This is a genomic window from Altererythrobacter sp. CAU 1778 (genome assembly GCF_054482795.1).
The window spans coordinates 1,183,403-1,203,162 of sequence record NZ_JBTLRP010000001.1; the positions used below are offsets into that span (position 1 = coordinate 1,183,403).

General features: G+C 64.2%; 17 protein-coding genes and 1 tRNA gene. 8 read left to right on the forward strand and 10 right to left on the reverse strand.

Annotated features, from left to right (window positions below; all coding sequences use genetic code 11):
* The first annotated feature begins 67 nt into the window (after positions 1-67).
* Positions 68-1,534, forward strand: a complete 1,467-nt coding sequence (gene putP / locus ACXYN8_RS05545; RefSeq protein WP_458888319.1) for a sodium/proline symporter PutP — start codon at positions 68-70, stop codon at positions 1,532-1,534.
* On the opposite strand, the gene ACXYN8_RS05550 is transcribed toward putP, so the two are convergent.
* The 4 genes from ACXYN8_RS05550 to cpdR form a co-directional block, all read right to left on the reverse strand.
* Entirely contained in the window at positions 1,535-3,163 is a 1,629-nt protein-coding gene (locus ACXYN8_RS05550; RefSeq protein WP_458888321.1) for a GNAT family N-acetyltransferase, read from the reverse strand. It lies immediately after the preceding gene.
* 28 nt (positions 3,164-3,191) lie between these two features.
* A complete protein-coding gene (locus ACXYN8_RS05555) occupies positions 3,192-4,412 on the reverse strand; it encodes an NADP-dependent isocitrate dehydrogenase (protein ID WP_458888322.1) in 1,221 nt (406 codons plus the stop codon).
* Positions 4,413-4,568: 156 nt separating this feature from the next.
* Positions 4,569-4,643: transfer RNA gene (locus tag ACXYN8_RS05560), tRNA-Val, on the reverse strand.
* Between the two features lie 96 nt (positions 4,644-4,739).
* Positions 4,740-5,114, reverse strand: coding sequence for a cell cycle two-component system response regulator CpdR (cpdR, locus tag ACXYN8_RS05565; RefSeq protein ID WP_458888323.1), 375 nt, complete (start codon positions 5,112-5,114; stop codon positions 4,740-4,742).
* Between the two features lie 197 nt (positions 5,115-5,311).
* Between cpdR and ACXYN8_RS05570 the strand changes: the two genes are divergently transcribed.
* Positions 5,312-6,253 (forward strand): N-formylglutamate amidohydrolase, encoded by a 942-nt coding sequence (locus ACXYN8_RS05570; RefSeq protein ID WP_458888324.1) that lies wholly within the window; start codon positions 5,312-5,314, stop codon positions 6,251-6,253.
* A gap of 195 nt (positions 6,254-6,448) precedes the next feature.
* Here ACXYN8_RS05570 and ACXYN8_RS05575 read toward each other — a convergent pair whose 3' ends face one another.
* Entirely contained in the window at positions 6,449-7,276 is an 828-nt protein-coding gene (locus ACXYN8_RS05575) for a SapC family protein (RefSeq protein ID WP_458888325.1), read from the reverse strand.
* 74 nt (positions 7,277-7,350) lie between these two features.
* On the reverse strand, positions 7,351-8,796 hold the full coding sequence (locus ACXYN8_RS05580) for an FAD-binding oxidoreductase (RefSeq protein ID WP_458888326.1): 1,446 nt from the start codon (positions 8,794-8,796) through the stop codon (positions 7,351-7,353).
* A 101-nt stretch (positions 8,797-8,897) separates the two neighbouring features.
* Between ACXYN8_RS05580 and ACXYN8_RS05585 the strand changes: the two genes are divergently transcribed.
* The 3 genes from ACXYN8_RS05585 to ACXYN8_RS05595 all read left to right on the forward strand — a co-directional run bounded on the left by ACXYN8_RS05585 (position 8,898) and on the right by ACXYN8_RS05595 (position 11,912).
* A complete protein-coding gene (locus ACXYN8_RS05585) occupies positions 8,898-9,482 on the forward strand; it encodes a hypothetical protein (protein ID WP_458888327.1) in 585 nt (194 codons plus the stop codon).
* Between the two features lie 151 nt (positions 9,483-9,633).
* On the forward strand, positions 9,634-11,004 hold the full coding sequence (locus tag ACXYN8_RS05590) for a DEAD/DEAH box helicase (RefSeq protein WP_458888328.1): 1,371 nt from the start codon (positions 9,634-9,636) through the stop codon (positions 11,002-11,004).
* 107 nt (positions 11,005-11,111) lie between these two features.
* A complete protein-coding gene (locus ACXYN8_RS05595) occupies positions 11,112-11,912 on the forward strand; it encodes a sterol desaturase family protein (RefSeq protein ID WP_458888329.1) in 801 nt (266 codons plus the stop codon).
* A 73-nt stretch (positions 11,913-11,985) separates the two neighbouring features.
* Here ACXYN8_RS05595 and ACXYN8_RS05600 read toward each other — a convergent pair whose 3' ends face one another.
* Entirely contained in the window at positions 11,986-14,295 is a 2,310-nt protein-coding gene (locus ACXYN8_RS05600; RefSeq protein WP_458888330.1) for an ATP-dependent helicase, read from the reverse strand.
* Positions 14,296-14,418: 123 nt separating this feature from the next.
* Between ACXYN8_RS05600 and ACXYN8_RS05605 the strand changes: the two genes are divergently transcribed.
* Complete coding sequence (locus tag ACXYN8_RS05605) at positions 14,419-14,985, forward strand: hypothetical protein (RefSeq protein ID WP_458888331.1); 567 nt, start codon at positions 14,419-14,421, stop codon at positions 14,983-14,985.
* Positions 14,986-15,247: 262 nt separating this feature from the next.
* On the forward strand, positions 15,248-15,610 hold the full coding sequence (locus tag ACXYN8_RS05610; RefSeq protein ID WP_458888332.1) for a hypothetical protein: 363 nt from the start codon (positions 15,248-15,250) through the stop codon (positions 15,608-15,610).
* Positions 15,611-15,618: 8 nt separating this feature from the next.
* Here the strand turns inward: ACXYN8_RS05610 and rsmD are convergent, their stop codons facing one another.
* From rsmD to ACXYN8_RS05625, 3 genes are read right to left on the reverse strand one after another with little or no spacing between them, the layout of a single operon-like run.
* The gene (gene rsmD, locus ACXYN8_RS05615; RefSeq protein ID WP_458888333.1) at positions 15,619-16,161 is read right to left on the reverse strand and encodes a 16S rRNA (guanine(966)-N(2))-methyltransferase RsmD; all 543 of its coding nucleotides are present in this window, start codon (positions 16,159-16,161) and stop codon (positions 15,619-15,621) included.
* Positions 16,158-16,952 (reverse strand): pseudouridine synthase, encoded by a 795-nt coding sequence (locus ACXYN8_RS05620; RefSeq protein WP_458888334.1) that lies wholly within the window; start codon positions 16,950-16,952, stop codon positions 16,158-16,160. The genes rsmD and ACXYN8_RS05620 overlap by 4 nt, the downstream gene beginning before the upstream one ends.
* 47 nt (positions 16,953-16,999) lie before the next feature.
* Entirely contained in the window at positions 17,000-17,713 is a 714-nt protein-coding gene (locus tag ACXYN8_RS05625) for a DUF6445 family protein (protein WP_458888335.1), read from the reverse strand.
* A 71-nt stretch (positions 17,714-17,784) separates the two neighbouring features.
* Between ACXYN8_RS05625 and ACXYN8_RS05630 the strand changes: the two genes are divergently transcribed.
* Positions 17,785-19,533, forward strand: coding sequence for an AmpG family muropeptide MFS transporter (locus ACXYN8_RS05630; protein WP_458888336.1), 1,749 nt, complete (start codon positions 17,785-17,787; stop codon positions 19,531-19,533).
* Positions 19,534-19,760: the final 227 nt, after the last annotated feature.

The following is a 19,760-nucleotide window of genomic DNA, read 5'->3' on the forward strand; positions in this document are numbered from 1 at the left end:
GGGGCGAGAGGCGCGCTTGTCACGGCCTACGGGTGACATACGCGCTCATATCCTTATGTAGGCCGCCATGCAGACAGGAACGATAATTTCGCTCGCCTTATACTTTGTTCTCATGATCGCCATTGGTGTCTACGCCCAACGCCGCTCCACCGCCGACAGTGCGGGATATCTTCTGGCCGGTCGCAATCTGCCGCCATCGGTCGCAGCGCTATCCGCCGGAGCTTCCGATATGTCGGGCTGGCTGCTGCTCGGACTGCCCGGCGCGCTGTATGTCTCCGGACTGGTGGAGGCGTGGATCGGTATCGGACTGTTCGTCGGTGCGCTGGTCAACTGGATCGTCGTCGCACCGCGCTTGCGCGAACAGACGGAGGCGCTGGGCAATGCGCTGACCATCCCGGAATTTCTCGCCAACCGCTTTCCCGACAGAGCGACCGCCCTGCGGGTGTCATCGGCCATCGTGATCGTGCTGTTCTTTGCGGTTTACACGGCGGCAGGCCTCGTCGGCGGCGGCAAGCTGTTCCAGAGCAGCTTCGCGGCGATCTTCGACGGGTGGGACGTATCGACCTATCTCGCGGGTATCTGGATTACCGCTGGCGTGGTGGTCGCCTACACCATGGTCGGCGGCTTCCTCGCAGTCAGCCTCACCGATTTCGTGCAGGGCTGCATCATGGTGGTGGCGCTCGTGCTGATGCCACTCGTTATCCTGATGGATCTGGGCGCCGGGGAGGAAATGGCGAGCACGTTGCGGGCGGTCGATCCGGACTTCCTCAGCCTGTTCGGCGGCCTGACCTTCGTCGGCTTCCTCAGCGCTGTGACATGGGGTCTCGGTTATTTCGGTCAGCCGCACATCATCGTGCGCTTCATGGCGATCCGCAGCGTGCGAGAGGTCGCGACGGCGCGCAATATCGGCATGATCTGGATGGGCGTCGCGCTGATCGGTGCGCTGGGCGTCGGCATCGCCGGCCGCGCGCTGGTGGAATCACAGGGGCTGGTGCTGGAGGATTCGGAGACGATCTTCATCCTGCTCGCCAACACGCTGTTCCACCCGCTGATTACCGGCTTCCTGCTCGCCGCGCTGCTGGCTGCGATCATGAGCACGATAAGTTCGCAGCTGCTGGTAGCCTCCAGTTCCCTGACCGAGGATTTCTACCGCCTGTTCCTGCGCAAGAACGCGAGCGAGCGCGAGGCGGTGACGGTGGGGCGCATTTGCGTACTGCTGGTGGCGCTGGTCGCCATCGTCATCGCTTCCGATCCCGAAAGCGAGGTGCTCGGCCTCGTTTCGAACGCATGGGCGGGCTTTGGCGCAGCCTTCGGGCCGCTGATCATCCTCGCGCTCACATCGAACCGGATGACCGGTACCGGGGCGGTTGCGGGCCTGGTGACGGGTGCGGCGGTCGTGTTCGGCTGGATCGCCAGCGGCCTCGGCGAAGCGACCGGCCTTTACGAGATCATTCCCGGCTTCATCGCCTCTTGGATCGCCATAGAAGTGGTGAGCGCGATGACACGGCGCGGGGCTGAGGCAGCCGCGGCCTGATCAGCCTCCGCCGTGGCCGCGCGGGCCGGGGGCTGCTGCTTCCGTCCCGGCGTCGTCCTCGAAATTGATCTTGCCGAGGTCGCTCCACTCGATGCGATAGAGGTCGAAGCGACGATCGCCGAGGTTCTGGACGGTGCCTTCCGCGCGCGCCCAGCTGAGGTCCGCGAGATTGACGTCGCTGATCGTCAGCGTTTCGACATTCTCGCTCGCCTCGGCAGCAATGCCGTCGCGGGCGAAGGGGAAGTCGCACGGCGTCAGGATGCAGCTTTGCGCATACTGTATGTCCATGTTGGCGACGCCCGGCAGATTGCCGACATTGCCGCTCAGCACGACGAAGCACTGGTTCTCCACCGCGCGGGCCTGCGCGCAGTAGCGCACGCGAAGGTAGCCTTGGCGGCTGTCGGTGCAGAACGGCACGAAGATGATCCGCGCGCCTTCGTCCACCAATCGGCGGCTGAGTTCGGGGAATTCGCTGTCGTAGCAGATCTGCACGCCGATGGGGCCGCAGTCGGTCTGAATGACGTCGATCGAATCGCCGCCCTTGATGTTCCACCAGTACGCCTCGTTCGGCGTCGGGTGGATCTTCTCCTGCTCGTGCACCGATCCGTCGCGCAGGCAGACATAGGCCACGTTGTGGATGTCGCCGTCGTCCATCCGGGTCGGGTGCGATCCGCCGATGATGTTGATGTTGTAATTGAGCGCCATCTTGGACAGCGCCTCGCGAATGCGCGGGGTGTAGCGGCTGAGCGCCTCGATCGCTTCGACGGGCGAGAGTTCCTTGGGCTCGGCAGACAGTAGCATGAGCGTGAACAACTCGGGAAAGACGATGAAGTCCGCTTCGTAATCCGCTGCGACGTCGACGAAATATTCGACGTGGCCGATGAACTCGTCGAAGTCCTTCACTGCGCGCGCCTGTAGCTGGCAGGTGGCGATGCGGGCGCTTTCGACGCCGCGCGGGAGGCGCTGGTCCTGCGGCCGGTCGGCTTCGACATAGGGGTTGCGCCACACCATCTTGACGGCGTGCGTCCGTGACTGGCGATCTTCGGGCAGGTAATTCCTGAGGATGCCCTGCGGCTCGAACCCGTTGGCGAGCTGGAAGCGGATGACGGGGTCGTGCAGTTTCCCGTCGATCACCTTTTGCAGGTAGTCCTCCGGCCCGTCGACGCGGTTGGTCTTGCGCCGCATTGCACGGGAGAGGCCGGGCATCCGCCCGCCAAAGACGATGCCCTGAAGATCGAGTTCCTCGGCCAGCGCACGGCGTTCCTCGTACAGGCGCCGCCCGATGCGCGTCCCGCGCACCTTGGGATCGACACACATCTCGTAGCCGTAGAGCCAGGGGCCTTTGGGGAAATGGCGGCTGCCGAAGCCGTTGCCGGTGACTTCGTCCCACGTGCCCGTGCCAAGCGCGACCTTTTCGCTCAAGCGCATGGATGCGCAGTAGCCGACGACCTTGTTGTCGAGCTTGGCGACGAAGCAACCGTCAGGGAAATTGTTGATCTGCCCGCGGATTTCGCCCTGCGTATAGGCGGGCAGGTCGGCATAGGCGCGCCGCACCAGCGCCGCGATGGCGCGCACGTCGGAAGGCACGGCCCGGCGCACTTCGAGCCGGGCCTTGGTATTGCTGGTCATGCCATGCGCTCCGTCGTTGCGGTGCGGATCAGGCCCAGTTGGCCATTTCCTTCTCGAGGTTCTGCACGATCGCTTCGAAGAACTGCTCGGTCGTCAGCCAGTTCTGGCTCGGCCCGATCAGCAGAGCCAGATCCTTCGTCATCGCGCCGCTTTCGACGGTCTCGATGCACACGCGCTCCAGCGTTTCGGCGAACTTGACCACTTCCGGCGTGTCGTCGAAGCGACCGCGATAGATGAGGCCGCGCGTCCAGGCGAAGATGCTGGCGATCGGATTGGTGCTGGTCGCCTTACCCTGCTGGTGCTGGCGATAGTGGCGCGTGACGGTACCATGCGCTGCTTCCGCTTCGACAGTCTTGCCGTCGGGCGTCATCAGCACGCTCGTCATCAGGCCGAGGCTTCCGAAGCCCTGCGCAACGACATCGGACTGCACGTCGCCGTCATAGTTCTTGCAGGCCCAGACGAACTTGCCGTTCCACTTCAGCGCCGACGCGACCATGTCGTCGATCAGACGGTGTTCGTAGATGATGCCGGCTTCCTTGAACTGGTCGGCGAACTCGTTGTCGAACACTTCCTGGAACAGGTCCTTGAAGCGGCCATCGTACTTCTTGAGAATGGTGTTCTTGGTCGACAGGTACACCGGCCACTTGCGGTCGAGCCCGTAGTTGAGCGAGGCACGGGCGAAGTCGCGGATCGAATCGTCGAGGTTGTACATCGTCATCGCGACGCCGGGGCTGGGGAACTCGAACACATCGATGTCGATGTTCTCGCCATTCTCGCCTTCGAACACCATCCGCAGCTTGCCCTTGCCGGGGATCAGCGTGTCCTTCGCGCGGTACTGGTCACCGAAGGCATGGCGGCCCACGACGATGGGATCGGTCCAGCCCGGCACGAGGCGCGGCACATTGTCGATCACGATAGGTTCGCGGAAGACCACGCCGCCCAGGATGTTGCGGATCGTGCCGTTGGGGCTGACCCACATCTTCTTGAGGTCGAATTCCTCGACGCGCGCTTCGTCAGGAGTGATGGTGGCGCATTTGACGCCGACACCGTGTTCCTTGATCGCGTTCGCAGCGTCGACGGTGATCTGGTCTTCCGTCTCGTCGCGCTTTTCGATCGAGAGGTCGTAATACTTCAGGTCGATGTCGAGATAGGGCAGGATCAGCCGTTCGCGAATCCACTGCCAGATGATCCTCGTCATTTCGTCGCCGTCGAGTTCGACGACCGGGTTCTTGACCTGAATTTTTGCCATGATTGTCCTGCTGGAGTGAATGAATTTGAATTGCTCGCGCGGGCTTTAGCAGAGGTGCCGCGAGGCGCAAGGGAACGGGGTCCGCCGACGGCGTGCGCGTGGGAGCAGATGGGGGCCGGAAACGAAAAAACCCGCCGTTGCGGGCGGGCTTTTCGATGGTGGGCGTAGCAAGGATTGAACTTGCGACCCCTACGATGTCAACATAGTGCTCTACCACTGAGCTATACGCCCACACCATCGGACGTGCCGATCGCTCGGCAGGCGGGCCATCTAGCGAGGGCCGCGCAGGTTCGCAAGCCGCTTTATCAAAAGCGATGAAAATGCCGGTCAGAGACTGACGGTCATGTCCTCTGCGAACATCCGTTCGACCTCCATCACAAGGTCCTTCAGATGGAACGGCTTGGACAGCACCTTGGCAGCCGGTTGCTGCTGGCTCGCCTTCATCGTCACGGCGGCGAAGCCGGTGATGAACATGACCCGCGTTTCCGGGCTAATCTCGCTGCACTTCTGCGCCAGCTCGATTCCGTCCATTTCCGGCATGACGATGTCGGACAGCAGCAGATCGAAGTGATGTTGTTCGATCAGGGGAATGGCAGCGGTACCGCGGTCGACGGCGGCAACCTCGAACCCGGCGTTCTGCAACGCGCGGGTGATGTACTGACGCATCGCATCGTCGTCTTCCGCGAGGAGTATCCGGATCATGTCGGCCTTTCCGTTCATCTGGTCTGTCTGTTGACATTGCTAACGCGGTCGACCCGGAAAGTCTCCGCGCGTGCCGGCACTGGCCTGATATGAAACAGACAACGAGAATTCGTTAACGGGCCATTCGCTTTGCCGAATTCGTCTCAGCGAATGCGGGAATTTTTGACACTTGTAACAAGGCGCGCCACTTGAGTGGAATGACGCGGCCGACCGAACCGTCCGGAACGAGGACTGTCCTGCAGGGAGATGCCATTCCACGCGGGCAGGGGGAGCCGTCGTGGACGCTCTCGCGCGGGGTCGCCTCAGCCTTACCGGTCCTGCTGGCGGTGCCCCATGCCGGGCGCATATACCCTGCTTCCCTGAGCGCGAGATTTCGTGCGCGGCCCGACGCCGTAATGCGGCTGGAAGACCGGTTGGTGGACGCGCTGGCGGACCGGCTGGGGGACAAGCTGGGGATCAGCACGCTGATCGCTCATGCCCCCCGCGCGCTGATCGATCTCAACCGGGCGGAGGACGACGTCGACTGGTCGATGGTCGCGGGCGCGGCGCGACGAGAAAAGGGGCCAAGCAGCCGCAGGGTTCGCAGCGGGCTGGGGTTGATCCCGCGGCGCCTGCACGGCGCGGGAGAAATCTGGCGCAGCCCGCTGGAGCAGGACGATCTCGAGGAGCGGATCGCAAGCGTTCACAGGCCCTACCACGCTGCGCTGGCGAGCGAGTTGAAGGCGTTGCGGGCACGCTGGGGCGCCGCCTGCCTCATCGACCTGCACTCCATGCCTCCGCTGGCCGCGCCGCAACAGGGCGCGGCGGCGCAATTCGTGTTTGGCGACAGGTTCGGGGCTTCGTGTTCCGGCGTGATCGCAGCAGCCGTGTTCGACGAGCTTGGCGGGGCAGGGTGGCGCGTCGCGCACAACCGACCCTATGCGGGCGGATACGTGCTCGACCGTCATGGCGCGCCACGGCGCGGGGTCCACGCATTCCAGTTGGAAATCTGCCGAGCAACCTATCTCGACGACGGCCTTCGCGAGACGGGTGAGGGGTTCGATGCGATCGCCGAAGCGCTGTCATTGCTCATCCGCCGTGTTGGCGAGGAGACGGCGGCCTTGGGCAACGCCGGGCCCGTTTCCCTCGCCGCCGAATAGCACAGCCTTCTAGCCCACATGAAAAAGCCACCTCGTGCCGCTGCACGAGGTGGCCAGGTTCAGGGAGGAGATGCGCTTTCGCGCATCGTCTGCACAACGCCATGAGGGGAGCGTGGCAGATGCCCTCAAAATAGTCTTTGGCGGGCGGAGTTCAAGCCCCGTCTGCCGCTTGCAAGGGGCGCTCAGGCGTCCCGGTCAGGGATTGGTCTTGGCCGGCGAGGATGCGGCAGCGCCGTTCACCATCGCGTCGGCCGTACCGCCCTGCACCGATGGGCCCTTGCCCTGCTCCAGCTGGCGTCCGAACAGCAGGCGCATGAGGTCGAGCGAGAACAGGTGCGCATGGACCAGCATCAGCAGGCCGTTCTGGTTCCACGTGCGCAGCTGGTCGCCGCGCAGTTCGCGCAGCTTTTCCTGATTGACCATCGAGAAGCCGCGGTAAACGAAGGGCTTCTGCCCTTCGCCAGTCGGCTGGATCGAAACTTCGCCCGGCATAAGCAGGTCGTGCTTCTTCAGCTCTTCGACGAGCGAGGCCGTGCGCTGGCCCGCCTCTTCGAACTGCTGGCAGAAATTGAGCAGCGCTTCGGTCGCTTCGGAAGGCTGCTCACCATTGAACAGCGGCTGACCGTCCGGATTTTCGCCGACCAGGTCGCAGGTCGGATCGAAGCACAGCGAGAGCTGGTCGGTTTCCGGCTGCAGCTTCGCCAGCAGGTACGGGTAGCGGCGGGCGTATGCGGGGATATAGGCGTTTTCCAGCATCTTGCCCTCGTCATCGACGAACGTGTTGACGCCTTCGTTCAGTCCCATGAGCGCCAGCGGCACCGGGTTGTCGCCCGACGAGAAGACGATCGGGAAGTGACGGCTAGCGGGGACGAATTCGTCCGCCGTGATGGGGATCGCGTGCTGTCCAACGAGCCATGCGGCCTTGTCGGTGTTGCGGGTGGTCCAGTTCGCGTGCTCTTTCGAGTTCAGCGGAATCAGGTCCTTGTAGAAAAGCGGCAGCTGATTGGCAGGCGCGCTGGCCATTGCGGTATCCCCTATGGATTGAGTTCGTTTCTGCGCCGCGCCCCTGCGGGCGCACTCGCGTTCGGCCACGCGCTTTAAGGGGTCGCGGCCTCAGGTGCAAGCGGGACCAGCTTGCCCGGATTGAGCAACCCGCGTGGGTCGAGTGCCTGCTTCACCGCACGCAGCATCGCCAAATGCGTGGCATCGGCGAGGCGGCCCAATTCGTCGCGCTTCATCTGGCCGATACCGTGTTCCGCGCTGATCGAACCTTGTGCCTGCGTGACAAGATCGTGAACGAAAGCACTGATTTGTTTTCCTTCACCATCTTCCCACTCACCGCGCCGGACGTTCGCAGGGGCGAGGACATGGAAGTGGACATTGCCGTCACCCAGATGACCGAATGCAACCGCCGTGGTTCCGGCGAACTTTTCCTCCACTGCCGGGACAGCCTCCTCGACGAACCGTGCCATGCGCTCGACCGGCACGGAAATGTCGTGCTGCATGGCTGGACCGATCGCGCGCTCTGCGGGCGAGATGGTATCGCGCAGGGTCCAGAAATATTCCGCCTGCGTTTCGCTGGCCGCGATGGTGGCGTCTTCAACCAGTCCCGCTTCGAACGCAGCGCCGAGGAATTGCTCGGCGCGGTCCTGCAAGCTGTCGGCGCTGGTTTCGCTCGCCAGTTCGATGAGCGCATGCCAGCGGTGCGCGCCGCCAAGGGGAGAACGCGCATCAGGCAGATAGCCAAGCACGGCCTGCAGGCAGTGGTCGGGCATCACCTCGAACCCTTCGAGCACGTCCGCGACCTCACCCTGCGCGCGCAGCAGCAACTCGCGCGCCGAGGTGATGGAGTCGAGGCCCGCCCACAGCACCACGCGCCCGGCCAGCGCCGGGAGCAACCGCAATGTCGCGCCGGTGACGATGCCGAGCGTTCCTTCCGAACCAATCAGCAATTGCTTGAGGTCGAACCCGCGGTTGTCCTTCTTTAGCGCGTTCAGCCCGTCGAAAACCCCGCCGTCCGGCATCACCGCTTCCAGACCCAGCACCTGGGCGCGCATCGTCCCGTGGCGCAGCACCTGCGTGCCGCCCGCATTGGTCGAAATAAGCCCGCCGACCGTAGCTGAGCCCTTGCCGCCAAGTGTCAGCGGGAAGCGCAGACCCTCCTCAGCGGCAAGATCGTGCAGGTTCTGGAGCACGACGCCCGCATCCAGCGTGATCTGACGCGCGGCCGGGTCGAATGCGCGAATGTTTGCCATTCGGCGCAGCGAAAGCAGGACCGCGCGGCCGCTCTCGTCGGGCGTCGCGCCGCCGGACATCCCGCTGTTCCCGCCCTGCGGCACGATCGGCACGCCATGTTCGAGGCACAGCCGGACCAGCGCGCTGACCTCTGCCGTGCTGGCAGGCGAGGCAAGGCCAAGCGCGCGACCCGTGTAGCGTCCGCGCCAGTCCGTCAGCCAGGGCTCAACCACGTCGGCATCACTGCTGAATCCGCGCGGCCCGAGCAATTCGCTCGCCGCCTCGATGAAAGTCTTGGGATCGGTCATTCGCCGCGTTTGCTTCGAATTAAGCCATCGTTCAAGCACTCTTGCTAGAGACGGCCTCAAGAACCGGGGCGACATCAGGGAAGGTCGACAACACCGCGCCAATGCCATCACTGCTCGCCTCCATACTGCCCTTTGCGTTGTTGCTCGCACCGCTGTCCGCCGACCATGCGGATAGTGCCGGCGATCCCGTGCTTACCGGCTCAGCCGGGTTCGCTGGCGACGGAGAGCCGGACGCGCTTTCGCTCAGCGGTACGCCGCAATCGGTCGCGCTGCCATTCGGTGACAGCTTTCGACCCGAAAGCAGCGCGCAGGTGCGGATCGAGCGGCGCGTCACAGTCCGCATCGCGCCGCGAGTGCCCGAACGCAGTTCTCTGGTGGCGGAAAACCGCGCCGTTCCCCCGACCGTGCGCCGGATGGTGGAGCGCGATGCCGACGACTGCGTCAGGCTGTCCTCCATCGCCGGGGTGCAATCGAGACCCGACCGGCTGATGCTGTTCATGCGTGATCGCCGCATCATGACGGCGCAGCTCGAAAAGAAATGCAGCCCGCGCGACTTCTACGCCGGATTCCTGGTAGAGAAATCGAAGGACGGGCAACTCTGCGTGAAGCGCGACCAGTTGCACTCGCGGGTCGGGTCCAAATGCCGCGTGAAGGCCATCCGCCAGCTTGTCGAAGCCGGCGACTAGACACCGGGGCGAATTCCTCGCGCCGGAATCCTGCCACAATCTTGACGAAATGCCCCTTTCGCGCCTAGGGGCGCCCATGCGCGGTCTGCTGACTGCGTGCTGACTTTGGTGGCGCGATTGCCGCCGCTCTTATCCGGAATATTCCACGCTTATGAAATTTGCCGATCTCGGCCTTTCCGACGAGTTGCTGAGCGCCGTGTCCGACGCCGGCTATGAAGAGCCGACGCCGATCCAGGCCGAAGCCATCCCGCAGGTGCAGATGATGCGCGATCTGATCGCCATCGCCCAAACCGGCACCGGCAAGACGGCGAGCTTCGTACTGCCGATGATCGACATTCTTGCGCAGGGCCGCCGCCGCGCGCGGATGCCCCGCAGCCTGATCCTCGAGCCGACGCGTGAACTCGCCATGCAGGTGGCGGAGAACTTCGAAAAGTACGGCAAGAACCACAATCTCAACATGGCGCTGCTGATCGGCGGCGTGCAGATGGGCGATCAGGTCAAGGCGCTGGACGAAGGCGTTGACGTTCTGATTGCGACCCCCGGCCGGCTGATGGACCTGTTCGAACGGGGCAAGATCCTGCTCACCGGTTGCGACCTGCTGGTGATCGACGAAGCGGACCGGATGCTCGACATGGGGTTCATCCCCGACATCGAGTTCATCTGCGAAAAGCTGCCCGAGCAGCGCCAGACGCTGCTGTTCAGCGCGACGATGCCGGGTCCGATCAAGAAACTGGCCGACCGCTTCCTCACGAACCCCAAGCAGATCGAGGTCGCTCGCGCTGCGACCGCCAACGTCAACATCGCCCAGTTCAAGGTCGAAATCTCGCCGCGCAAGAAGAAGCAGGCGCTCGAGTATCTGCTCGAAAACGACAATGTCGGCACCGCGATCATCTTCGCCAATCGCAAGACGACCGTGCGCCAGCTCAATAAGGATTTGCAGAAGCGCGGCTTCAAGTCGGGCGAAATTCATGGCGATATGGATCAGTCGAGCCGCATCGCCGAACTCGACCTGTTCAAGAAGGGCGAGGTCAATATCCTCGTCGCGTCGGACGTCGCCGCGCGCGGGCTCGACATCAAGGGTGTGAGCCACGTGTTCAATTACGACACGCCCTGGCACCCGGACGATTACGTCCACCGCATCGGCCGGACGGGCCGCGCGGGGGCCAAAGGACGCGCGATCACGCTGGTAACGCCGGAAGACGCCGAAGCGCTCCAGAACGTCGAAAAGCTTACCGGCATGAAAGTGCCGGCTTTCGACTGGAGCCAGATTACCCCGCAAGGTGGGTCCGACGAGACTGCCCGCGAAGACACCTCGCGCCAGGAAACTCCTCGCTCGGACGAGCCGCGCGAGGAGAAGCCCAGGCGGGCGCGCAAGCCGAAGACCGAACGCTCCGACGAACGCCCTCAGCGAGAGCCTAAGGCACCGCGGCGCGAGGCACGGCAGGAAAGCGATTCGCCTTCCGCACCAGGCGAATGGAACGGGCCGATGCCGGGCTTCCTCGGCGTATCCGCCGCCGACTGAGGCTGCGCTAGCCGAAAGGCGGAGCTTTAACCTCTTGTTTGCCATCCGGGCGGTATTCTCTCCGCCCTATGGACCAATTCGTTGCGGCTTCCACGAACGCCCTGAGCGTGATCCTGCCTCCGGCCGTGCTTTTCGGCCTGTTCGCGCTCGCGGTTCAGCGGCGCGCGATTTTCGCCACCATCAGCCGAACGAAGCGCGAGACGATCACCAATCTGGGCCTGGTGGCGGTGAACATGGTGTTGCTCGCACCGTTCTTCGCATTGCCGGGAAGCTGGATCGATGCGACCTTTACGCCGCTGCCTGCGCTGGCGCAGATCTGGGACTCGCTCCCGGAGATCGTCACGCTGATGGCCGCGCTGCTGATCGGCGATCTTGTCATCTACTGGCGCCACCGGATCGAGCATACGCCCGCGCTGTGGCCGATCCACGCGACGCACCATTCTGACGAAGCAATCACCTGGCTCAGCCTGCTGCGGAAGCATCCGGCAGGGCAGTTGCTCAGCCTGGTGGTCGATACCGTTCCGCTTGTGCTGCTGGGCTTTCCCCTATGGGCGATCGTGCTCAACAATTTCGTTCACACCTGGTGGGGCTTTTTCATCCACGCGGACACGCGCTGGACGCTCGGCACCTTCGATCGCATTTTCATGAGCCCGGCAGCGCACCGCATGCATCACATTCGAGACCGCTCGCTCGCCAACAGCAATTACGGCGGATTCGTCACCATCTGGGATCGGCTGTTCGGCACATGGCAGGACCCGCGCCCGCATCTCGGCTGCGAGACCGGCATCGATGGCGGCAGCCGCTCATTGCTTGGCGAACTTGCTCGACCGATCGATTTTTACGGCAAGATGATGCGCAAGGAACCGATCGAGGGCCCGCCGGTGGAAAAGCGACGCGTCGAAGCCTGAGCAATTAAGGCTCCATCGAAACAGCGCCAAACCTTTCGTCGGCGACTCTGCCGCACTCCGGCCCCTTCGGGCCTCAATCCGCCAGCGTGACGAAGCTGTCGATCACGCGCTTGGTGCCGCTCGTCTCGAACTCGATTTCCAGCTTGTTGCCTTCCTGGTCCATGACGGTGCCGTAACCGAACTTGTCGTGGAACACGCGCGCACCGATGGCGATGTCGTTGCGCGGCTTTGCTGCGAAGCTGGCGGCGGAGCGGGCGTTTTCCTTCACCCGAACAGGCTTTGTTTCATACCCGGTGGCGAGCGCGCGCTGCCAGCCGGGGCCGCGTGCGGAGGAGCGGTCGGGCCGGTCGCGGCTTACGTGCGCGAAGGGATCGTCGGTCTCGCTCCAGTTTGCGCGCCAAAGGGAGGCACCGCCGGTCAGCGTCGTTTCCTGCTCGATATGGTCGTCGGGCAGTTCCTCGATGAAACGGCTGGGGATGGAACTGGTCCACTGGCCGTAGATGCGCCGGTTGGCGGCGTGCATGATCGTCGCACGGCGGCGGGCGCGCGTGATCGCGACATAGGCGAGGCGCCGCTCTTCCTCCAGGCTGGCGAGCCCGCCTTCGTCCAGCGCGCGCTGGCTGGGGAAAACGCCTTCTTCCCAGCCGACCAGGAAGACGTGGTTGAATTCCAGCCCCTTGGCCGCGTGGATGGTCATGATGGTGACCTTCTCGCCATCGTCGTTGGCGTCGTTATCCATGACGAGGGCGACGTGTTCGAGGAAGTCGCCCAGCGTCGCATATTCCTCCATCGCGCGGGCGAGTTCGGTGAGGTTGTCGGCACGGCCCGCGCTTTCCGCCGAACGGTCAGCGGCCAGCATGTCGTTGTAGCCGCTTTCCTCCAGCACGGTCCTAAGCAGCTCGGCGGGGGACGTGGTCTCGGCCAGTTCGCGCCAGCGCAGGAAACTGCCCATCATCCCGGCGATGGTGGTGCTGGCGCGCTTCGGCAGTTCGTCGCTGTCCGCCAGTTGCAGCGATGCTGCGGCCAGCGGCAGGCCGGAACGGCGCGCGTGGCGGTGCATCTGTTCCAGCGTCTTGGCGCCGAGCCCGCGCTTGGGCTGGTTGTAGATACGCTCGAACGCGAGATCGTCCTGCGGCTGGGCGATGACGCGAAGATAGGCGAGTGCGTCGCGGATCTCGGCGCGTTCGTAGAAGCGAAAGCCGCCGATGATGCGATAGTTGACGCCGATCTGGATGAAGCGGTCTTCGAATTCGCGGGTCTGGTACTGCGCGCGGACGAGAATTGCGACCTCGTCGAGATTGGCGCCTTCGCGTTCCAGCCGCTCGATCTCCTCACCGACGCGGCGCGCTTCCTCCGGCGCGTCCCACACGCCGATGACGCGGACTTTCTCGCCCGCTTCGACTTCCGTCCAGAGTGTCTTGCCGAGCCGTTGGCTGTTGGCATCGATCAGGCCGCTCGCCGCCGCGAGGATATGCGGGGTGGAGCGGTAATTCTGTTCCAGCTTGACGATCTTCGCGCCGGGAAAGTCTTTTTCGAAGCGCAGGATGTTCGCCACCTCTGCCCCGCGCCAGCTGTAGATCGACTGGTCGTCGTCACCGACAACGCAGATGTTCTTGCGTTCCTGCGCGAGCAGCCGCAGCCAGAGATACTGGACCGCATTGGTGTCCTGATATTCGTCCACCATGATGTATTTGAAGCGGCGCTGGTACTGTTCCAGAACGTCGCGGTGCTGGCGGAAGATGTTGAGCACGTGCAGCAGAAGATCGCCGAAATCGCAGGCGTTCAGATCCTTCAGCCGGTCCTGGTACAGCTGATAAAACTGCTGTCCGCGTCCGTCGGCGAAACTCTCGTTTTCCACCGCGTCGAGATCGGCGGGGTTGAGGCCGCGGTTCTTCCACCGGTCGATCAGGCCAGCAAGCTGGCGCGCGGGCCAGCGCTTTTCGTCGAGATCGTTCTGGACGATCAGTTGTTTCAGCAGGCGGATCTGATCGTCGGTGTCGATGATCGTGTAATTGCTTTGCAGGCCGACAAGTTCGGCATGGCGACGCAGCATCTTGGCGCAGATTGAGTGGAAAGTGCCGAGCCACGGCATTCCTTCGACCGCAGGGCCGATCAGTTCACCCACGCGATGCCGCATTTCGCGCGCGGCCTTGTTGGTGAAGGTAACGCAGAGGATTTCGCTCGGCCACGCCAGACGCATGGCAACGAGGTGGCCGAGCCGCGTGGTCAGCGCCGCCGTCTTTCCGGTGCCTGCGCCCGCGAGCATCAGCACCGGCCCTTCGGTCGCGAGCACGGCTTCGCGCTGCGGCGGGTTCAACCGCGCAAGGTAGGGCGCTTCGGCGGCGCGATCCGCAGGGACGGGGAGGGGGGCTGAATCGCTCATGGAGAGTGCGAACAGCTAGGGAACAGCTGGCCTGCGCGCAAGGGCGCTTCGCCGCGAATGCGGAACCTGCGGGCAGTGCCGAGCGTAGGTCCGGCAACCGTTCCCCTCGAAAGGAGACAGACAATGAAGAACCTCATGCTCGCCGGCGCAGCCGCTCTCTCGCTCGCCACCGTGCCCTCGATCGCCCACGCCGACCACCACATGTCGGGTGAAGCCATGTCGGAAATGCACGCAGAAGCGATGGCCGAGTGGCCTGAAGACCGGATGATGGCCTACAATGCGTGGGAAGCTCCGGTGCAAGAATACTACTGGACGCTCGAGCCCATGCAGCAGGACGCCTGGTGGCTCCTCAACGACCAGCAGCGCACCCGCGTCTTTGCAATGACGCCCGAACAGCGGACCGCCGCGTGGAGCGCGATCATGACGCAGGTCAGCGCACAATCGACAATGCCGGCAGCGACGGCAAGCACGACTGCGATGGCAGCAACCACCGCATCGGCATCGGCAGCGGGCAACCCTCGTTTCGTCGCGGGTGAAGTTGCCCAGACCGCACCGGCGCGCGCTTCGGGCGAAGAATATCCCGTTTGCAGCGCGACCGTGACCGATAGCTGCATCAATCCCTACGCCGTGAACAAGCGTGGCAACAAGCCGCTCGACTACTGGCCGGGCAAGCCTGCCAGCGAGATGTAATCGGCAGATCGAGTTCGAAACACGGTGGCAACGCCGTGCTTCCTCCGGGGGCGGTTTCGCGAATAGCGGAGCCGCCCTTTCTGCTGGAATGCCGCTGTTCGCCTCACCGCATCTGCGCCACGGCGAACGGCGCGGTGCCTTGGCGACGGGTCCGGTCGAGACCCCGCCCGGTTGATGTTGCCGCCATTCGCTCGCAGTCTGTCTACATCGCCCAGGGAAAGGCGGTTCGTCACGCGAATGAAGAAGGAAGGGAAAAATTCCGATGAGAAGACTTCAGTTCGCATTCGTTTCCGCTGTCGCTGTACTGGCCGTTCCACTGATGGCGCAGACCGTCGTCACGCCGCCCCCGGTGGAGGAGCCTGACGCCGTCGAGGTGCCGGAAGACGAGCAGCCGCGGTTGGAGCAGCCTGACGTGCTCCCCGCGCCGGAATTGCCAGACACCGCGCCTCCGGTGACCACGCAGGCCGAACCGGATGTTCTGAGCGACCCCGCTCCACTGGCCGAGGAGCCGGTCCCGGAGCAGAACGTCGACGAGAATGCGGAAACGGGAGCTCCCGACCCGGCTCCGCACGAGTCGCATGAAAATCACGACATGACGGAGGAACCCGCGGCGGACCCGATCTGAGGCCGGAGTTATGCGAGGCGGAGCAGGGTGAGCTTCGCCTTGCCGACCTTGCGTTCGGCATCGACGGCGAGGGCGCTCACTTCGACACTTTCGGTGGCGGATGTCTCGACCGCCAGCCAGGTCGCCTCGCCGATCCAGCCGAGCCTGAGCAACCGGTCGAGCGCCACAGCGCCAGCGCCGGTCTCGTAAGGCGGGTCGAGCAACAGCAGGTCGTGCGGCGTTTTCGCCGGGCCGAGAGACAGGACGGATGCCGCACTGACTTCGCTGCGATTGCGCGCGTCAAAACCCGCGATGTTGTCGCGGATCGTGCGCACGGCATTCATGTCCTGCTCCACGAACAGGCAATGCGCCGCGCCGCGACTGAGCGCCTCGAGCCCGAGCGCGCCCGAGCCTGCGAACAGGTCCGCTACCGACAGCCCCTCGAACGAGCCGAGGCGGCTGGTGAGCATACTGAACAGCGTTTCGCGCGTACGGTCGCCGGTAGGGCGGGTCGCGTCGCCCTTTGGCGCCGTCAGCCGCCGCCCGCGCCATTCGCCTGCGATGATCCTCATTGCTTGTTGAGCCAGCTCTGGAACCGGGACAGGTCGCCGTGGCGCACCTCGTCGACTGCGCCGCGCGCCATGTCCCCGAGTTCGAACGGGCCGTAGGCCGTGCGGATCAGGCGCGCGACCTTGAGGCCGAGGTGTTCCAGCACGCGGCGAACCTCGCGGTTCTTGCCTTCGGTCAGCGTCATTTCAATCCAGTGCTGCTTGCCGCTGCGGCGTTCCAGATTGGCTTCGATCTGACCGTAGCGCACACCGTCGATCTCCAGCCCGTCGAATAGGTCTTCGAGCTGCGGCTGCGTGACCTCGCCGAATGCCTTGGCCCGATAGGTGCGCGGTATGCCGGAGCGGGGCAGTTCCATCGCGCGCTTCAACTCGCCATCGTTGGTAAGCAGCAACAGGCCTTCGGTGTTGAGGTCGAGCCGACCGACCGGCATCACGCGCGGGGCATCCGCTGGCAGCGCATTGCGCAGCGCGGCGTAGATCGTGGGCCGTCCGGTAAAATCACGTTCCGCCGTCAACAGCCCGGCGGGCTTGTGGAAACGGAACAGGCGAGTTTTTTCCGCCTTTCCGACAGGCTGGCCATCCACGGTGACGCCGCGCAGGTTGGGGATGATGGTGGCGGGCGTATCGAGCACCTTGCCGTCGATTGCCACGCGTCCGTCGCCGATCATCCGCTCCACCTCGCGGCGGCTGGCGACACCGGCGCGGGCCAGCAACTTGGCGATGCGTTCGCCGTCGGGACGCGGGGCGCCTGATGTGACCGGGTCGTAGCCGGGGGTGGGAGTGATCTTGACCATCGGGCGCGGTTACGCGCTCAGCATATCGGTGGCAACGGGCGGCTTGGTCAAATCTCCGCGATCAGGAACGAATTTACCGTCAATCGCCCTTCCGCGGGCATGGCGCCCCGGTCGGGCGCGACCGGGATGTGGCCCGAATGCAGACGCCAGCCGCGGTAGACGATCAGGCGGTCCGCTGCGGCCGCGATCTCGCCGGTCATTTCGTACCGCTCGCTGTCGCCGTGATAGTATGCGGGCGGCAGCGGCCCGAATTCGCGGTCATCCTCTCGCACGGCGGCTTCGTACTGCGCGGCGCGCTCCGGCGTGATCGCCTCGAACCCGGTCCGGCGGTGGCGATAGAAAGCGGTTCCGCCTTGCTCGCTGCCGCCGGTATAGTGAACCGTGGCGAGCAGGTTGGGCGCAGTCCCGTCGTAATGCGGCCTGCGCTGCTGCTGGTGAAGCTGATCGGGCGGGAGCGTCACGATGCTGAGGCTGCAACTTTCGACCGAGCAGCGCTTTTGCAGGCCGAAACATTCCGCGATCAGATCGCCCATCAGCGCGCCGCGGATCCCGAGATACCTGGCATCGAACGGAGACCGGATGCCGGGATACCCGGCGACGGGTGCATAGCGCGCGCGCCGCCCGAAAGCTTCTATCTCACCGATGCAGCCGCTGAAATTGTCGATGACAATCACCGGCTCGTCTTCCGATCCAAAATGCTCGACGCGCCAGTCGGCTGCGGGGGCAGAACGGTTGGGGACATGTCTCGTAGCGATGTTCATCTGCCCTTCCCAAAACGCGCGATAGGGCTAGTTTTGCATGAAACGGGTCTGCGGGAAAGGATAGCACGCGCATGGCGACCAATACGGCGGCAGGAGAAGCGAAGAAGCCTTCGAGCCTGAAGGTGCTCGGCATGGCGCTGAGTAACCGGAAGACCGGGTATATGCTGCTGTTCGGCTTCTCCAGCGGGCTGCCGTTCGCGCTGTTCCTCGGCACGCTGTTTGCGTGGTTGACCGAGGCGGAGGTCGACCTCGAGACGATGGGCATCTTCTCGCTGATCGGGCTGGCCTATGCCTTCCAGTTCCTGTGGTCGCCGCTGATCGACAAGGTCGATATTCCGGTGCTGCGAAAGCTGGGCAAGCGCAAGCAGTGGTTCGTGCCGATGCAGTTGCTGCTCGGCATAATCCTCGTGACGATGAGCGTGCTGGAACCGCGCACCCAGCTGGGAATGTTCTCCCTGCTCGCCGGCATTGGCGCCTTTGCCAGCGCGACGCAGGACATCGCCATCAACGCCTGGCGCATCGACGTGGCGGACGAGGTCGCGACGATCGACATTCTCTCCACCATCTATCAAATGGGCTATCGCTTCTCCTCGCTGGTGGGCGGGGCGCTCGGCCTGATCATCGCCGCGCGGATCGGCTGGCCCGAAACCTACATGCTGATGGGCGGCCTGCTGCTGGCGGCCGGCGCGCTTGGCCTGTTCGCACCCAATGCCGATGGCGATGCGGGGCAGACCTCCGCGCTCGGCGACGAGCAGGTGCGCGCCTTGCGACAGGCAGGCGAACTCTCGCCCACCGTGCGCAACCGCGCGTTGGCGCTGGTCGTCCTGCTGTGGGCCGCCGCGATAGGCGTGGTGCTGACCTTCATGATCATGTCGATGACCCTGGCGCCTGAGGACCGGCCAAATCCGACCGACTTCACGCTCAACTGGGGGCCATGGATCATCGTCGCGACCATCGTTTTGCCCGCCCTGATCGCAGGCTGGCTGGCGAGCCAGAAGCGGCAGGGGCTGCATCTCCTCAGCGAGGAAGCGCCTGAGGCACGGGGCGGTGCCTTCGCGATGGATCACCTCTACCGCGCGCTGCTGCTGCCGCTGGTGGAATTCGTCGGCCGGATGGGCTGGTCGCTCGTGCTGATCCTTGCCGTGGTGCTGACCTACCGCATCTGCGACGCGATCTGGGGGACCTTCGCCTATCCGTTCTACCTCGGAGAGCTGGAGTATACGAACGACGAGGTTGCTTTCGCGTCCAAGTTCTTCGGCGTCGGCGCGATCATCCTCGGACTGGCTCTCGGTGGCTGGATGCTGACCGCGCTGGGCCGGATGTTCACGCTGGCGCTGGGCGGTTTGCTCGCAGCGCTGACGAACCTGCTCTACGCCGACATGGCGCTGGGCGGGGCGAGGATGCAGGCGGCGAGCGATGCCATAGGCTTCACCCGGCTGGTGGAAACGATCGCGCCATTCGGATCGGATGGGCTACCGCGGCTGACTTTTACGATCATGTTCGAAAACCTCGCCATCGGTATCGCAGGCGCCGCTTACATCGCCTGGCTGTCGTCCATCGTGTCCAAGCAGTTCAGCGCGGTGCAATACGCGTTGCTGTCGTCGCTGACGCTGCTGGTCGGCACATTGGGCCGCGGGGCGCTGGGCGAGATGATTGAGAACCAGGGCTATTACTCGATCTTCGTGCTCACGACGTGGATCGGTCTCGGCGCGGTGGTGCTGGTATGCATCGAGTGGTGGCGTGAAAACCGCAGCAAACGCGCCGCCGGCGTGATCGCGCCGGAAGCGGGCGAGAGCGAAGCCGCGACAGCGCAGGCTTGAGGAGGAAATCTTGGCGAAATGCCCCGAATGCGGCGGGGGCGTGCCGTTCTGGAGGTCACAATGGGCGCTCGGAAAGCCGTTCCCGTGCAAGAATTGCGATGCCTCGCTTCAGTACGATCGCCAATACGCGGCACCCTTGATCGCGTTGGGAATATATTACCTCGCCAAACCTGCTGACGGGTCATTCGTGCAGCATCTTGCGGTTCTTGCCCCGTTGCTACTGGGGC

Bases quoted from the DNA above. Each gene is read 5' to 3' on its own strand.
- putP (WP_458888319.1), top strand. From the start codon at position 68: ATGCAGACAGGAACGATAATTTCGCTCGCCTTATACTTTGTTCTCATG.
- ACXYN8_RS05550 (WP_458888321.1), bottom strand. From the start codon at position 3,163: ATGACCAGCAATACCAAGGCCCGGCTCGAAGTGCGCCGGGCCGTGCCT.
- ACXYN8_RS05555 (WP_458888322.1), bottom strand. From the start codon at position 4,412: ATGGCAAAAATTCAGGTCAAGAACCCGGTCGTCGAACTCGACGGCGAC.
- cpdR (WP_458888323.1), bottom strand. From the start codon at position 5,114: ATGATCCGGATACTCCTCGCGGAAGACGACGATGCGATGCGTCAGTAC.
- ACXYN8_RS05570 (WP_458888324.1), top strand. From the start codon at position 5,312: ATGACGCGGCCGACCGAACCGTCCGGAACGAGGACTGTCCTGCAGGGA.
- ACXYN8_RS05575 (WP_458888325.1), bottom strand. From the start codon at position 7,276: ATGGCCAGCGCGCCTGCCAATCAGCTGCCGCTTTTCTACAAGGACCTG.
- ACXYN8_RS05580 (WP_458888326.1), bottom strand. From the start codon at position 8,796: ATGACCGATCCCAAGACTTTCATCGAGGCGGCGAGCGAATTGCTCGGG.
- ACXYN8_RS05585 (WP_458888327.1), top strand. From the start codon at position 8,898: ATGCCATCACTGCTCGCCTCCATACTGCCCTTTGCGTTGTTGCTCGCA.
- ACXYN8_RS05590 (WP_458888328.1), top strand. From the start codon at position 9,634: ATGAAATTTGCCGATCTCGGCCTTTCCGACGAGTTGCTGAGCGCCGTG.
- ACXYN8_RS05600 (WP_458888330.1), bottom strand. From the start codon at position 14,295: ATGAGCGATTCAGCCCCCCTCCCCGTCCCTGCGGATCGCGCCGCCGAA.
- ACXYN8_RS05605 (WP_458888331.1), top strand. From the start codon at position 14,419: ATGAAGAACCTCATGCTCGCCGGCGCAGCCGCTCTCTCGCTCGCCACC.
- ACXYN8_RS05610 (WP_458888332.1), top strand. From the start codon at position 15,248: ATGAGAAGACTTCAGTTCGCATTCGTTTCCGCTGTCGCTGTACTGGCC.
- rsmD (WP_458888333.1), bottom strand. From the start codon at position 16,161: ATGAGGATCATCGCAGGCGAATGGCGCGGGCGGCGGCTGACGGCGCCA.
- ACXYN8_RS05620 (WP_458888334.1), bottom strand. From the start codon at position 16,952: ATGGTCAAGATCACTCCCACCCCCGGCTACGACCCGGTCACATCAGGC.
- ACXYN8_RS05625 (WP_458888335.1), bottom strand. From the start codon at position 17,713: ATGAACATCGCTACGAGACATGTCCCCAACCGTTCTGCCCCCGCAGCC.
- ACXYN8_RS05630 (WP_458888336.1), top strand. From the start codon at position 17,785: ATGGCGACCAATACGGCGGCAGGAGAAGCGAAGAAGCCTTCGAGCCTG.